The 13,553-nt window shown below is 59.9% G+C and carries 10 protein-coding genes and 1 tRNA gene; 3 read left to right on the forward strand and 8 right to left on the reverse strand.

Annotated elements, in window-relative coordinates; all coding sequences use genetic code 11:
- Positions 1-59 precede the first annotated feature (59 nt).
- A complete protein-coding gene (locus ACYQ6J_RS01330; protein WP_460182388.1) occupies positions 60-1,052 on the reverse strand; it encodes an IS5 family transposase in 993 nt (330 codons plus the stop codon).
- A 114-nt stretch (positions 1,053-1,166) separates the two neighbouring features.
- Here ACYQ6J_RS01330 and ACYQ6J_RS01335 point away from each other — a divergent pair, with 114 nt between their 5' ends.
- Positions 1,167-4,958 carry a PAS domain S-box protein gene (locus ACYQ6J_RS01335; RefSeq protein WP_460182389.1) on the forward strand — a complete coding sequence of 1,264 codons (3,792 nt, stop codon included), beginning with the start codon at positions 1,167-1,169 and terminating at the stop codon, positions 4,956-4,958.
- Positions 4,959-5,191: 233 nt separating this feature from the next.
- Positions 5,192-5,265: transfer RNA gene (locus ACYQ6J_RS01340), tRNA-Val, on the forward strand.
- 153 nt (positions 5,266-5,418) lie between these two features.
- On the opposite strand, the gene ACYQ6J_RS01345 is transcribed toward ACYQ6J_RS01340, so the two are convergent.
- Together ACYQ6J_RS01345 and ACYQ6J_RS01350 are read right to left on the reverse strand one after the other, a co-directional pair.
- The gene (locus ACYQ6J_RS01345) at positions 5,419-6,423 is read right to left on the reverse strand and encodes a polyprenyl synthetase family protein (RefSeq protein ID WP_460182390.1); all 1,005 of its coding nucleotides are present in this window, start codon (positions 6,421-6,423) and stop codon (positions 5,419-5,421) included.
- 409 nt (positions 6,424-6,832) lie between these two features.
- Complete coding sequence (locus tag ACYQ6J_RS01350; protein ID WP_460182391.1) at positions 6,833-7,621, reverse strand: Nif3-like dinuclear metal center hexameric protein; 789 nt, start codon at positions 7,619-7,621, stop codon at positions 6,833-6,835.
- A gap of 205 nt (positions 7,622-7,826) precedes the next feature.
- On the opposite strand from ACYQ6J_RS01350, the gene ACYQ6J_RS01355 reads away from it, so the two are divergent.
- Positions 7,827-8,279 (forward strand): DUF4186 domain-containing protein, encoded by a 453-nt coding sequence (locus tag ACYQ6J_RS01355; RefSeq protein WP_460182392.1) that lies wholly within the window; start codon positions 7,827-7,829, stop codon positions 8,277-8,279.
- Positions 8,280-8,351: 72 nt separating this feature from the next.
- On the opposite strand, the gene ACYQ6J_RS01360 is transcribed toward ACYQ6J_RS01355, so the two are convergent.
- The 5 genes from ACYQ6J_RS01360 to ACYQ6J_RS01380 all read right to left on the reverse strand — a co-directional run bounded on the left by ACYQ6J_RS01360 (position 8,352) and on the right by ACYQ6J_RS01380 (position 13,509).
- Positions 8,352-9,731 (reverse strand): NAD(P)(+) transhydrogenase (Re/Si-specific) subunit beta, encoded by a 1,380-nt coding sequence (locus ACYQ6J_RS01360; RefSeq protein WP_460182393.1) that lies wholly within the window; start codon positions 9,729-9,731, stop codon positions 8,352-8,354.
- A 124-nt stretch (positions 9,732-9,855) separates the two neighbouring features.
- The gene (locus tag ACYQ6J_RS01365) at positions 9,856-10,206 is read right to left on the reverse strand and encodes an NAD(P) transhydrogenase subunit alpha part 2 (RefSeq protein ID WP_460182394.1); all 351 of its coding nucleotides are present in this window, start codon (positions 10,204-10,206) and stop codon (positions 9,856-9,858) included.
- Positions 10,207-10,322: 116 nt separating this feature from the next.
- Positions 10,323-11,456: a Re/Si-specific NAD(P)(+) transhydrogenase subunit alpha gene (locus ACYQ6J_RS01370; protein ID WP_460183297.1), complete on the reverse strand. Its 1,134-nt coding sequence runs from the start codon at positions 11,454-11,456 to the stop codon at positions 10,323-10,325.
- Between the two features lie 308 nt (positions 11,457-11,764).
- Positions 11,765-12,007, reverse strand: coding sequence for a hypothetical protein (locus ACYQ6J_RS01375; protein ID WP_460182395.1), 243 nt, complete (start codon positions 12,005-12,007; stop codon positions 11,765-11,767).
- Positions 12,008-12,150: 143 nt separating this feature from the next.
- Positions 12,151-13,509, reverse strand: coding sequence for a dicarboxylate/amino acid:cation symporter (locus ACYQ6J_RS01380; protein WP_460182396.1), 1,359 nt, complete (start codon positions 13,507-13,509; stop codon positions 12,151-12,153).
- Between the last annotated feature and the right edge of the window lie 44 nt (positions 13,510-13,553).

The following is a 13,553-nucleotide window of genomic DNA, read 5'->3' on the forward strand; positions in this document are numbered from 1 at the left end:
GTTGTCTATGTCGCCCGGTTTATCGGGCCGTCGCCGCGTGAGCGCGCACTATCAGCGCTCTATCCCGCACCGGGCAAGGTCATACTCCGCAAGATCGCCCAGCGGTGAAGGTAGATATTCACGGCGCTCGCCACTCCCAACGCATACTGAAGATTCTTGAATAGCCCCCGAAACCGCGTCTTCCTCCAGCCGAAGACGTGCTTCATCACCCCGAACACATGCTCCACCCGCGAGCGAATCCGCGACTTCCGCCGATTCTTCTCCTTCTCCCGATCACTTAACGGTCGTCCCCGACTCGCCTTCCGCTCAATATAATCCCTCGCCCGGGGCGACCTCTCCCGAATCACCTCCTTTTGTCCCACATAGGCCTTGTCGCCGTAGACCCGCGTCTCCTTGCCGTGCAGCAGCCCGGGCAACGCCTGACTATCGTGCACGTTCGCCGGCGTCACGGCCACCGAATGAATGACCTTCGTCTCGGCGTCCACGCCCACGTGTACCTTCGCCCCGAAGTGCCACTGGTTCCCCTTCTTCGTGCTCCCCATCTCCGGGTCGCGACCCTTCGCCTCGTTCTTCGTCGAGGTCGGGGCGTGGATCACCGTGGCGTCCACGATCGTCCCCTCCCGCACCTTGATCCCGTGCTCCGCCAGATGCCGATTCACCGTCTCCAGCAGACTCTGCCCCAGGTCGTGCCTCTCGATCAGGTGCCGGAACCGACAGATCGTCGTCTCATCCGGCGGGGCGTCCTTGCCCAGGTCGAGACCCAAAAACTCCTGTACGGCGTGACTATCGTGCATCAGCTCCTCCGTCCGCGGGTCGGAGAGGCCGTACCAGATTTGGAGGAAGTAGAGCTTCAGCATCCAGATCAGCGGCTTGACCGGTCGGCCGGGTTGGTCGCTCTTGGGATAGAACGGCTCGACGAGTTTCACGAGTCCTTGCCACGGCATGACTCGGTTCATCATTCGGAGGAACTCATGCCGTCGGGTGGGTTTGCGCATCACGTCGAAGCCGCCCGTCGCCAACGTCCGCTGCGATGAACCGTCCTTCCTCGCCATGATCACCCGTCCTAATGTCGATGTGTCTCTATCTTGATTCCCAATTATGGCCATATTGTAACGTTCTCAGGTGGGTGTTGTGCAGAGGTTCCTTTATTACTCCAAGCCCGCTTGGTGGCCGGCGCCCTCAACACCGAAGCCATCCGGAGCTTGACCGGTACCCCGGAAGACTTAGGATCCTCCCCGTATCAAAAGATCAAAGAGCAACTTGCATCCATTCGAGCGGCCGATCCCAAATATCGGTTCCTCTATTTGCTGGGCCAAAGACCGGATGGTCGCGTGTTCTTCTTCGCGGACAGCGAACCGGCGGGATCGAAGGATGAGTCGCCGCCCGGCCAGACTTACCAAGAGATATCGCCGCAGGATTTACAGGTATTCCGCGGCAAGACCGCGTGCGTGACCGGGCCGTCCACAGACCGCTGGGGAACCTGGGTCACGGCCATGGCACCGCTGCGCGATCCCCAAACCGGACGCTTCATCGCCGTGTTGGGAACGGACGTCGATGCGCGGGATTGGACTTTGAACGTCGCCTCACGGGCGGCTTTTCCCGACGGGGCATTGCTGCTGTTGAGCCTCGGCCTCCTTGCAACGATCGCGGTCGCGCTCGACTCCAATCGACAGGTCGCCGTTCGTTCCCGGAATCGTTCAAAAAAGACGGCCCCGATACAACTCACGAAATCGGCATGGGCCAAAGCGCTGACCCTGCCGCGTTTGCTAGTTGGAATGGCCGTGCTCAGCGCAGCCTTCTTGGTGATCGTGCTCTATCAAACGATCCATTGGTCGGAGCAACATATCAATCGCACCGCACAAGACCAAGCCGCACTGACCGTCGCTTTCAACGCGGCCTTGCGAGATTACCTCGCCGAGCACGTCCGACCGGAAATGGAAAAGCGAGTGCGACCGGACGAGTTCATTCCGGAAGCCATGTCCACGTCCTTCGCTTCGCGGCGGGTCTTCGAAAAGGTCAAGGAGCATTTTCCCGGCACTGTCGTGCGTTTCCCGTCGCGAAATCCCCGCAACCCGATGAATCAGCCTACTCCGGCGGAGGAAAAAATCATCCGCTTCTTCGAACAAAATCCCACCGCCACCTCCTGGACCGGAAGGATCAAGTTCACGGAGGACGGGGAGGAATATCTGGCCCGCGCACTCCCGAGAAGATTTACGACCGGTTGTTTGCAATGCCACGGCGATCCCAAAGACGCCCCGGCATCGATCATCGAGCGCTACGGGCCGATCGCCGGTTTCGGTCGCTCCGTGGGTGAAGTTTCTCTCGATTTGGCGGCGATACCGATCGATTCCGCGCGCGCCGAGGCGATTTCCGCGATTCATCGTCATATGGCTTCGGCTGCCATTTTGTGCATCGTGTTCATCGCCGGAATCGCCGGCCTCGTATGGCTCGACCGGGTCCAGCGAAGTCGGGCCCAGGCCGTCCTTCGACAGACACAAGAGCATTTTGCGGCGACCTTGCGTTCCATCGGCGACGGGGTGATCGCCTGCGACCAAGAGGGCAACGTCACCAGCCTCAACGCCGCGGCGGAAACCCTGACCGGTTGGACGACCGCGGAAGCCATTGGCCGACCGGTGGAAGATGTCTTTCGCATCATTCACTCCGGAACGCGACAAGTCGCGGAGAATCCCGTTCGTCGTGCATTAAGCGAGGGGGTGACCGTCGAGTTGGCTAATCACACCGTGCTCATCTCGCGGGACGGCACGGAGCATCATATCGCCGACAGTTGCGCTCCCATTCGAGACGTGAACGAAGCGATTACCGGTGCCGTCCTCGTCTTTCGCGATGTGACGGAAGAATACCGGCAGCGAGAGGCCCTGCGGGAAAGTCATGAGCGATTCGAACAACTCGCGCAATTGACGCGAACCTTCACGTGGGAAGTCGATGCCGACGGTCTCTACACATATGTCAGCCCCGTAGTCGAACGCGTCCTGGGGTATCGACCTGAGGAAATAGTCGGCAAGAGGCGGTTTTACGACCTGCATCCAGAGGAGAAACGAGAGGAATTCAAGGCGGCGGCCTTTGAGATCATACGACGACACGAATCCTTCGTGAACCTTGAGAACGCCGCCGTCGCCAAAGACGGTCGCATCGTCTGGCTTTCCACTAACGGTATTCCAATATTTGATAAAGATGGGCGTCTGCGCGGTTACCGCGGCAATGATAGGGATATTACGGCGATCAAGGATGCCGAAGCAGAACTTCGCGCCCGTGAGGAGAAATACCGACTATTGTTTACACACGCCATTTCGGGTATCGCCCTGCACGAACTTGTAATGGACGAAACGGGCAGACCCATCGACTACATCTTTCTGGATGCCAATCCCGCCTTCGAGTTGCACACGGGATTGCGAGTGGCCGACGTCCTGGGGCGCCGCGTTTCCGAAGCGATTCCCGGGATCGAAAAGACGTCGCTCGTTGAGATTTACGGCAACACGGTTCTGACCGGCGAACCGGCGAGTTTTGAATTCTTCGCGGAACCTCTCGGACGCCACTACTTCGTCAGCGCCTACAAGATCGACGACAAGCGTTTCGCCGCGATCTTTTCCGACATCACCCGGCAGAAGCAAGCGGAGCAGGAACTGCAAGGGACGGTCGAAGCATTGGACTCGGCCTATCGCACGCTCGAGGAACTGTACCAACTCGCCGAATCCGCCACTCGGGCCAAGAGCGAGTTTTTGGCCAACATGAGTCATGAAATTCGCACGCCGTTGACGGCGATTTTGGGGTTTACCGATATCCTGCTGGGAGACCCAACCCTCGAACAGGGACCGCCCGATCGCGTCGAAGCTCTATACACGATTCAGCGCAACGGCAATTACCTGTTGGAGTTGATCAACGATATTCTCGACCTTTCCAAAATCGAGGCGGGAAAATTGGATGTGGAGCGCATCACGTGTTCCCCCGCCCAGATTCTCGCCGACGTGATGTCGCTGATGCGGGTACGCGCCGCCGCCAAAAACCTACCGCTGGTCCTGCAATTCGACGGCAAGATTCCGGAAACCATTCATTCCGACCCCACGCGTCTGCGGCAAATCTTGATCAACCTGATCGGAAACGCCGTCAAGTTCACCGAGGTGAGCGAGGTCCGCGTGGTTGCTCGGTTGGTACGAGAGGCCGAACGGCCCTATTTGTTGCAAATCGACGTGATCGACTCGGGCATCGGTATGAGCGAAGAGCAACTCTCGCGGTTGTTCCAGCCCTTCAGTCAAGGCGACTCGTCCACCACGCGGAAATACGGCGGGACCGGCTTAGGATTGACCATCAGCAAACGACTGGCCGAAATGCTGGGCGGCGACATTACGGCGCGAAGCACGCCCGGCAAGGGAAGCACCTTCAGCGTCACCGTCGCCACAGGGGACATCAGCGGCGTCACGATGTTGGAATCCCCGGAAGAGGCTGTTGCAGCTTCTCGGACGAAAGTCAGCGCCGCTCCGTCCGTCCGCCTACAAGGTCGAATCCTGCTGGCGGAAGACGGACCGGACAATCAACGACTCATCAGTTTCATCCTCAAGAAAGCAGGCGCCGAGGTGACGCTGGTCGAAAACGGGCAGGCGGCCCTCGATACGGCTCTGGCCGCCCGGGATCGCGGCGACCCCTTCGATCTGATCTTGATGGACATGCAAATGCCCGTCATGGACGGTTACACGGCAACCGCCCGACTCCGCCAAGCGGGCTACGACGGGCCGATCGTCGCCTTGACCGCCCACGCCATGGAAGGCGACGACGTCGCTTGCCGACAGGCGGGCTGCGACGACTACTTAACGAAGCCGATCGACCGAGCCAAGTTCTTCGCGACGATTGCCCGATTCTTGGACGCCCGACGGACACTCAAGGAAGCGATCGGCCCCTTAAGCCCTCAGCCCGCGCAAATGGAAACGCCGGGGCCGGTGACGTAAGGCATCGATGCGGCGGTTGGGGCACGTCCACGCTGGAATGCCGGTCGAGTCGCAATGCTCATCCCGCCTACCGCGAGGCCGCAAAATCGCCGGAATGCCTTCCTTCAAGAACCACCGCTTGAAGTTCCTGCGCGGCCGGGTAGAATCAGTTACAAATGGAGGGAGGTAAGCCTCGGCGCGGTTGGCAGGCGAGCGAGCCTCGGCGAACGGGGCGGATTGATTGCAGCAAAATCGGGCGGCTAGCTCAGTTGGTTAGAGCGCGATCCTCACACGGTCGAGGTCACTGGTTCGAGCCCAGTGCCGCCCACTTGGTCTCTTCTGCGTCGTGTCGGCTTGTTGAGTTGCTTGTCAACAATGCCGTTTCGTCTCCGTGCACCCACGCCGGTTGCGATTGCGCGCGGCACCGCCCAAGGTGGCAGGGGAGGGTGGGGAAACCGAGTTCTTGGAAGGGCAGTGTGGGTCACTGTTCGCGATGACAGACGAACTCGGCCAACTGTCGTAACGCCGCGGTAGCAGGATTCTGCGGGAGCGGATCTAGGACCTCCAACGCCTTCAGCACAAAGGACTGGGCCTTGCGCTCGGCCCGTGCCATCGCATCGGTCTGAACAAGCCAACTCCGAATCGACGCTCGGAATCCGTCGCGGTGATCGCGAAGCGTGGCCACGACCTCCGACCTCTCCGCCTCCCCAAGGCTTTCCAAAAGATAGATCAACGGCAGCGTAGGCTTCTGCTTGCACAAGTCCGTGCCCAGCGACTTGCCCATCTTGCCTTCATCGCCCCAAATATCGAGGATGTCGTCCACGATCTGAAACGCGATCCCCAAGTTGATGCCGAACCGGGCGAAACGCTCGCAGACGTCGGGATCTGCGCCTGCGTACCGTGCACCCAATCGTCCGCAAGCGGCGTAAAGCGACGCCGTCTTCTCGGAAATGATATTCAGGTACTCGTCTTCCCCCAGTTCGTAGTGTCCCCGGGTCGCAATTTGACGCAGTTCCCCGTGGCACATGTGATGACTGGCCTTCGCGATTTCGCGGCACGCATCCATGGTGTCCAGCGAACCGGCCAAGCAAATCGCGCGTGCGAGCAAATAATCGCCTAATAGTACGCTGGCCTCGTTATCCCATCGGGCATTCACGGTATCCAGATGCCGACGAATGACCGCCTCGTCCAACACGTCGTCATGGATCAAACTCGCCGTGTGCACCAACTCAATGGCCGTGGCGATGGTGATGTGATCGGGCGTGATCCGACCGCCGACCTTGCCGGCCAGCACCACCAGCGCCGGGCGGAGACGCTTTCCCCCCAATTGGAAACCGTGCTTGAGCATGCGATCGATGAACTGGCAATTACTCTTCAGTTCACGGCGGAGGGCATCCTCGATTTCCTCCATCTCGGCCTGGATGACGGCATACACCTGCCTCAGTTCGTCCGATGCCGTGGCCCAATTGGGAACTCCGGGATTCATGCTGAAGATGATCCTTCCGAAGCTAGTACGGGGCAATAGAAAACGGCGTCCGCCTCACCGCCGTTCTGCGGTTGAGGTCTCCCCCTCCGCGAGATATCCCAGGCCCGTCCCACGCCGACGCCGACCTGACCCACACCTCCGCTGACGCCAAGTCCTTCAGTTTAATCGCTTGACCCCCGCCGCGACAGGCACTTTCGCCCACCCGCCGGCCTGAATGACGCGGGCAGAGGCCACGCAAACATACCGCCCTCAACAAGTGCCGCCACGCGGCAAAATAATATCAACTATTCGTTAACTAATTCATAATACGCGAGAGCAGCCCTCGTCGTTCGGAACGCTTGGCACCGCTGGGCATCCGATATGCACGATTCCAACAACCTCCGCGGATCCGCCCGCCCACAATTGCTCGCTACATCCACCGGATCGGATCGTTCTCGGAGGCGGACGCCCAAACCTCGATTTGGGGAAACTGCTCTTGAAGCACGCTCGCCAGATGCTCCACGGCAAAGCGCTCACTCGCGTAGTGTCCCACCATCAGCAAGCCGATTCCCCGAAACTCCGCCTCGATGCACTTGTGGAAGCGGGCTTCTCCCACCACGAAGGCCTGGCATCCCGCCTCTGCGACCTTTTCCAGCAGATCTTCCGCCGCGCCGCATCCCACAGCCACGTTGTGAATCTTCATCTGGGGCGAGCCTGCTGCGCGCGTGAATTTGATTCCGAGAACGTTCTTGACAAGCTGGGCGCATTCCAGCAAAGACATTTCGGCGGGTAGCATTCCTCGACGACCGACACCCAGCTCCGGAGTCTCCTCGTTCGCTATCAGCGGTCGGATGTCTTGCAACCCGATCTTTTCCGCCAAAAGCTGATTGATCCCCCGTGATGCGGAGTCGAAGGCCGTGTGGGGACTGAAAACGCATACCCGCGCCGCGGCCAAATCCCACAAGACGCTGCCGGTTGCCGTTTCCGTCGTCCACCGGCGCTGCGGGCGAAAGGGCAGGGGATGGTGCGTCACAACCAAACCCGCCTCGCGTTCAACCGCTTCCCGGGCTGTCCGCTCCGTCAAGGTCAAGCAAGTCATGATCTTGCGTACCCGGCGATCCAGGCTGCCGACAAGCAACCCCACGTTATCCCACTCTTCGGCCAGGCATAACGGCGCAAACGATTCCAAAAAGTCCACGACTTGAGCCACCGAGAGCATGGACGCTCAGCCTCCTTATTCAACGCGGTATCCGGCGCAATGCGGCAAGCCCCAAGGAAACTTCCCAGCAACCGGCCTACTCATTATGATGCCCTATGTCAAAACGCGAAACCTGCTCCGCAGCCTTCCGACGGTCTCCCATGGTTTTGCGTCGGCGAAGCGAGCAATCGCGGCCGCGCGATGAAGGTTCAGCCCTAGGTACGACATGACAACGCCTCGCGAGCAGTTGCACCAAAATCACCGAAAGGACCTCATCGATCGGCGACTAGACCGATTGGCGCAAAGTCGCTTCCGCGCCGGTTTCAGGCTTTCCGAGGCCGATCGGGCCTATCTCGGCCGCAAGGGATGGGATGCCGTCGCTCGCCACGCAGAGGAAATCATCCGCGCCCGACTGGGCGAAGCCTTGCCGCGGAACGACGGCAGGCAGACCCCGTGGCGCGGACACCCCGTCTTCGTCGCTCAACATGCCACGGCGACGTGTTGCCGCAAGTGCGTGCAGCGATGGCACGGCATTCCGCGCGGGCGCGACCTCTCCCCAGAAGAAATCGCTTTGCTGGCGGCCATTGTCCTGCGGTGGCTGCGGCGACAAATCGGCTCGCTATCAGACGACGGCCCTAGCGCATCCGACCCTCGGCAATTGCTGTTGCCGCTCGATTGAGTAACAACGCCGCACTTCGCCCGCCCCAGACGAATCCAAAACCGAGCCAATCGCCTCTCCCGCAAGACGAGTTCACTCCTTCAACGCGGCGATGAGATCCAAGACCGCCTTTTTCCCGTCCGCGAAGAACATCAGGGTGTTTTCGGCGGCAAAGAGCGGATTCGGGATGTTGGCGAACCCTGGGCTCAAGCTCCGTTTGATCACGACGACCGTCCGGGCCTTGGCGACATCCAGGATGGGCATTCCGGCGATCGGACTGTGCGGATCCGTCTTGGCCAGCGGATTGACGACATCGTTCGCTCCCAGCACTACCGCGACGTCCGTCTCCGCGAAGACCGGGTTGATCTCGTCCATTTCCTTGAGCTTCTCGTAGGGAATTTCGGCTTCCGCCAAGAGCACGTTCATGTGGCCCGGCATACGCCCGGCGACGGGATGAATGGCGAACAGCACCTCGATCCCCCGAGACTCCAAGAGGTGATACAGATCTCGGACGGCGTGTTGCGCCTGGGCCACCGCCATCCCGTAGCCCGGTACGATGACCACACGGGATGCCGAATCGAACAGCAGGGCCAATTCCTCGGCGGAGGCCGATTTGACGGTTTTGTACACCTCATCCTGCTTGGGCGAATCCTCGCCGGGTTGCAACACGCCGAACAAGACGTTCGTCATGGAGCGATTCATCGCCTTGCACATGATGTTCGTGAGAATGATCCCCGATGCTCCCACCAGCGATCCTGAGATGATCAGCACGGAGTTGCCCAACACGAAACCGGTGGCCGCCGCGGCGAGACCGCTGTAAGAGTTCAACAGGGCGATAACCACCGGCATGTCGGCCCCGCCGATGGGGTTGACCAGCGTCACACCGAGAATGGAAGCGGCCAAGACGACCAGCCAATACGCCGCGACCGAACTCGGCTCCATCACGCCCCAGGCCGCCAACGCCAGTGCCAAAAGGCCGAGGACCGCATTGATCGGCTGCAACAAAGGATAGCGGATCGGCTGCCGAAAGGCCTTGTATTCCTCCAGCTTGGCGAACGCCAAGAGGCTTCCCCAAAAAGTCACGGAGCCGATGACGGCCGAGGCGTAGGTGGCGACGGCCACATCCCCGAGGGCGGGAGGGGGCGAGCGGACCAACTCGGCCCCGGCGACCAAGACCGAAGCCGCACCGCCGAAACCGTTCAACAAAGCGACCATCTGCGGCATGGCGGTCATGCGGATTCGCAGAGCGAGTATCGCACCGATCAACCCGCCCAAAGCCAAACCCACGATGATCCATGTATACTCGATCACATCCTGGTGCATTAAAGTCGCGATCACGGCGATCAGCATGCCCAGGGCGCCGATGCCGTTACCGCGGACGGCGGTCCGGGGGTGAGTCAAGCCCCGAATGCCCATGATGAAGCAAACGGATGACAGCAGATACAACAGGTTGATGATGGAAGCTTTATCCACGGCAAACTCGCTCTCGCCAAAACACCGGCTTCCGTCGTGCGGCGGACGGACCCCGATCCGTAAATCGAGACGTCTTAACCGGCCCTCACGGCGCCGCCGCGCCATGTGCCGAAAAATCTTCGCGTCACTTGGATTTCCGCCGGAACATATGCAACATGCGATTGGTGACCAGGAATCCACCCACCACGTTGATGGTCGCCAAGGCCACGGCCAACGTGCCTAAAACGGTGGCGACGATCGAGTGACCGGCGCCCGCCGCTATGATGGCCCCCACAACCGTAATCCCCGAGATGGCGTTGGACCCGGACATCAAGGGCGTGTGCAGGGTCGGCGGAACTTTGGTGATAATCTCAAAGCCCACGAATACCGCGAGCACGAAAATCGTGATCGCCAAGCTCAGCGGCAAGCTCGACGCTTGCTCGACGGGGGAAGCGGCCTGCTCGGCGAGAAGAACCCAATCCAACCACGCTGACATAACCACCTCCTAAACGCTTCCGATTTTTCCCGCCCCGATTGGCCGGACTCGCAACCGCGAAATGGAGAAAACCGGCGGTTCAGCGATATTCGGCCGTCCGACATCCGCTCTCACCATCACGCACCGGACAGCCCGGCATGGACGATCCGCCCGTCACGACACAACATGGTTTCGCGGATGATTTGATCGTCCGCATCCAATTGTGCGGCACCGTTTTTCACCAGGTGCTGCAAGAACGTCGTGATATTCTTGGAATACATTTGGCTGCCGTGGTACGGTACTTCCGCAGGCAGATTGACGGGTCCCAGAATGGTCACGCCGTTTTCCACAACGGTTTCGCCGGCCTTGGTCAATTCGCAATTGCCGCCGCGCTCCGCCGCCAAATCCACGATCACGGAACCGGCCTGCATCCCACGCACCATTTCGGCCGTGATGAGCAGCGGCGCCCGTTTGCCCGGTATGGAGGCGGTCGAGATCACGACATCGGATTGGGCAAGAACGCGAGCCATCATCTCTCGCTGTTTGCGATAGAAATCCTCCCCCAACTCCTTCGCGTACCCGCCCTTGTCCTCGGCCGCGGACGTCTCCAATTCCAATTCGACGAACTTGGCCCCGAGGCTATGCACTTGCTCCTTCACGGCCGGTCTCACATCGTAGGCGGACACGGCGGCCCCCAGTCGTCGGGATGTGGCAATGGCTTGCAGACCGGCCACTCCCGCGCCGATGACAAACACCTTGGCCGGCGTCAACGTTCCCGCTGCCGTCATCAGCATGGGAAAAATGCGGGGTAGGGCCGCCGCCGCCAACACGACCGCGCGATAGCCGGCAAGCGTGGCCATCGACGAAAGCACGTCCATGCTCTGGGCTCGAGTGATACGAGGGAGCAACTCCAGGGCAAATAGCACGGCTCCCTTTTCCGCCCAGCGTTGAATGAGATCCCGATGATTCCAAGGATCCCACATGCCGATTACGATTTGGCCCGACCGTGCGTTTGCGAGCACCTCGGAAGCCACATCCTGTTGCACGTCCCAGCGGACGCCGAGCACGACGTCCGCCGCAAGAGCCTCCGCTCGCGAGACGACCTGAGCACCCTTGTCGGCGTACTCGTTATCCGCGAACCCGGCGGCAGTGCCCGCACCGGATTCCACTCGAATACCAAAACCCGCCTTCACAAGCGGACCAACCTGAGCCGGTATGAGCGATACCCGTCGCTCGCCGGGGAAAACTTCGCGGGGAATGCCGACGATCATGGAAAACACCGGTCCCTTATCGCAATACCGTCTTCGCGGGGCTATCCCCGCGCTCCAGCCCTCAGATGACGAACCTAGACCGAGACAACTGAATCCATTAAGTTCACAAAGATTTTAAGATACTCTTAACTTGCCCGCGTTTCCAGGGGCACAAAGTGTCGTCACACTAAAGCCCAAGATCGACGGATAGGGTGAAGGCCGGGGACGGTTGCAGCATCGGGGGATTAGGGGCGGCAGTGTCCCTAGATTGCCGAGGCCGCGGCGGAAGACTCCCGCCTACGACGAGTCCGATATCGCCAATCCGGCAATCAGCGGGCGGTAAAGAACCTGGAGTTCACGCCGTCAGGCCCCACCCGGACGCGAATGGCCCTCGTGCATCGCGGGCAATGTCCCTCGTATGCCGTTCCCTGACGGTTGAGATAAATACGGGCATAGACGCCGCAACACTCGAAGAGGATACCGAGAAACGGCTTTCCGGAACGCATCCTCTCGTTCGACCGCGAGGGTTCCGAGGTCAAATCGATTCGGCAGGATTCCATCTCGTCGGACATCACAGCCATCCTTTGAGTCACACCGGCTTTGTTCCGAATTGCGGCGTGTGGCGCTTCATTTTGCCTCGGCTCATGCAGGCTTAAATATCCGCAAAATTGCGTCGCCAATCTCGAAAATCCGGATGAACAGCATTTTACCTGCCCTAATCTTGCGATTGCTCAGCAGCGTCCTCCGGGATTCTCGCTTTTACGCATTCCGCAATGGTCAAATCGCCTACCACGTTCACTACGGTACGGCACATATCGAGGAAGCGATCCAGACCGAGAATGATTCCGATGCTCTCGGCTGGAACGCCCACGCTCTGCATGATAATGACGATGACCGGCAGCGAACCGCCCGGCACCCCCGCAGTGCCGATTCCGGCCAACACGGCCATCAAAATAACCAAAAGTTGTTGTAACAGCGACAACTCCACGCCGAAGACTTGGGCCAGAAAGAGGACCACGACGCCTTCGTAGAGCGCCGTGCCGTTTTGGTTGGCCGTAGCCCCGACCGTCAGCACGAATCGCGCCACGTTCTTGGGAATCCCCAGTTCGGTCTCGGCCACTCGAAGCGCGGTGGGAAGCGTGGCATTGGACGAGGACGTCCCAAATGCCACAACAATGACCTCCCCGATTCCAGCGAAAAAGTTGACGGGATTCCTCTTGCCGCCGACAAGAAGCATGGCGGGATAGACCACGAACATTTGCAGGGCCAATCCGAGCACGACCACAAAAACGAAAGCGGCCAGCGGAACGAACAGGCCCCAGCCTAATCGCGCCGCGGCCCCAAACATCAGACAAGCGACTCCCACAGGCGCCAGCGCCATCGCCCACTGCACGACCCGCATCGAAACGGCGAACAACGCATCGAACATTTGCACCAAAGGTTGGGCCTGGGTCCCCACTGTTGCCATTCCGGTGCCGAAAATCAGGGCGAAAATCATCACCGCCAACATGCCATTGCCTTTGGAGGAGCCGTCCAGGGCCCCCACCATCTCCTGGAGGGGATTCTCCGGAATCAAATCGAGCAAAATGACGCGCAAAGGCTTGGATTGCCGGGCGGCGGCGATCGCGTCTTCTGCCGATCCCGCATATTTTTGATTCAACATTTCCCGCTGCTGGGTCGTCAGCGACCGGCCAGGCTGTATCCAATTCACCAATCCAATACCGATAAGGACCGAGCACAAGGACAACAGGCCCGTAAAAAAGAGCGCAACCCCTCCCACCGCTCGCAATCTTCGCAAATCTCCCAGTTCTACAGCACCCAAAACCAAGGCCGAAAACACCAGCGGCAAGACAATCGAAAAGATCAGACGCAAGAAAATCTTTCCGATTGGCTCGCTCACGTTCCGAATCAGACCGTCCAATTGGTCCGGACCGATTCCCAACCAGGAGGGCGCGACGCTGGATGATGACACCAGCAGGTTCGCGGCCAACCCAAGGCTGACGCCTATCAGCATTCCGATCAAGATCCGTCGCGGCAATTTCCAGGCATGGGAACGCTCAACGTGGGCCGTCATCAGCAACTCCAAGGCTCGCGGAACGAAGCTTGTCCCCTTTCATT

This window comes from Thermopirellula anaerolimosa (genome assembly GCF_054657335.1).